Consider the following 1,484-nt stretch of genomic DNA (forward strand, 5'->3'; position numbering starts at 1 on the left):
GGTTCAATCTCCACTATCTTATTTAATCTTGTAGTGAATAAAGATCCATTCAAAATTGATTCCGATAGTATTTCAGCCTTGGCTAACGTTGGAACTTTTTTAGTTGCGTTGATTGCTGCATTACAAGTTAATAAATGGTTGAATAGTAAAATTAATGACACTGCATTTAAACAGACTGTAAGTATTTTGGAAATCATTGAAGGATTTCATGGTAAACTTCACCCACTTACATCATCAATAAGCGACATAATGAGTTTGGAATATCCAAAACAAGAACACGACAAAATAAAAATAGAGAAAGCTAAAATATGCATAAATGAAATGCACAGTTTAGGAACAGCATTTATCATGAAGATAAGAACCCTCCGACATTGGAAAGTTAATTTAACTAATAATGCACATCTATATCTATCATCACTTGAAAAAGAATTGATAGAATTAATGAAAAACAGTCAACTGGTTTTAGAACACGTACAAAATAATAACACCCCAGTAAGTGATGAGCTTACAATGAACATCAACACTAACTATTTAAAAATAAGTGCAACGATTATACAGCTTACTTCATTCTCATACGATGAGATTTTCGACAAAGATAGTTTACATCACCCGTAAAAAAGGATGATGAGTAGTAGAAATCATTTCTTCATAAATCGATATCATACTATCCAAATATTCAATACTGACGGTTTCAGTGAAGCCGTCTTTCATTTCTTGCTTGCTGATATAGCCTACTGGTAATTCACGTTTTACACGCGTCTCTATAGCTGCTGCTAAGTCATAATCCATACGAACTTCTAAGAATATCTTGTGATTGTATATACTGAAACTATCAGTGTAATTCTTTCTGACGTTACCCGGCATTGATGTAATGCCTACCTTATAGGCTACAATCGTTCCTGTATTATCATGAATGGACTGAATGTATAGTGACTGATGTTTAAAAGTCCAGTCCTCATACTCACATCTACAGTGGATTAAAGGCATGTTTTCAACTATTTGATGTATCTCTTTATTGCACACATTACACTTCCACTTCTGTTCATCAGTAGAAATCGTGCCGGATACTTTAATTATTTTGAGTCTACTATTAAGACTGTTTAACACCTGTGGTGTATAAAAGAAAGATAATACTTTTGGGTTTATTGTTATCATATAAAAATCCTTGATGAAAAAAGCCGCCACAAGGACGGCTATTAATTTACGGAATTAAACAAAGGGATTATAAAATTAATTACAATCCAGAATTGTACAAACTACGTTTTCTACACCATCAATTAAGTGTTCAAAAGCATCAGCGTGTTCTGCTGCAACATCTTCATCATCAAGCATCTTGATAATAAAGGTTCCTACTGTACCTATAACCAAATAGGTTTTACGTAGTGTTGCGAGATGTGATACTACTTGCCCGACTCTTTTAAGGACGTTGAGGATCGTTTTATTAGTCATAATGATTTCCTCCTGTAAGATGACAATAAAAGAAA

Annotated in this window: 3 protein-coding genes; 1 reads left to right on the plus strand and 2 read right to left on the minus strand. The window is 33.2% G+C overall.

The genetic code is table 11. From position 1 onward, the window contains the following. Positions 1–615: hypothetical protein (locus tag LZ634_RS22565; RefSeq protein ID WP_234508957.1), on the plus strand; the 615-nt coding region annotated here is incomplete at its 5' end. On the opposite strand, the gene LZ634_RS22570 is transcribed toward LZ634_RS22565, so the two are convergent. Both LZ634_RS22570 and LZ634_RS22575 read right to left on the minus strand, forming a co-directional pair. After that, the gene (locus tag LZ634_RS22570) at positions 601–1,155 is read right to left on the minus strand and encodes a hypothetical protein (RefSeq protein WP_234508958.1); all 555 of its coding nucleotides are present in this window, start codon (positions 1,153–1,155) and stop codon (positions 601–603) included. The genes LZ634_RS22565 and LZ634_RS22570 overlap by 15 nt on opposite strands. A 75-nt stretch (positions 1,156–1,230) precedes the next feature. Further along, positions 1,231–1,484 (minus strand): hypothetical protein (locus LZ634_RS22575; RefSeq protein ID WP_234508959.1); only part of this gene is annotated, 254 nt, incomplete at its 5' end.

This window comes from Kluyvera intermedia, from assembly GCF_021440345.1.
GTDB lineage: Bacteria > Pseudomonadota > Gammaproteobacteria > Enterobacterales > Enterobacteriaceae > Kluyvera > Kluyvera intermedia_A.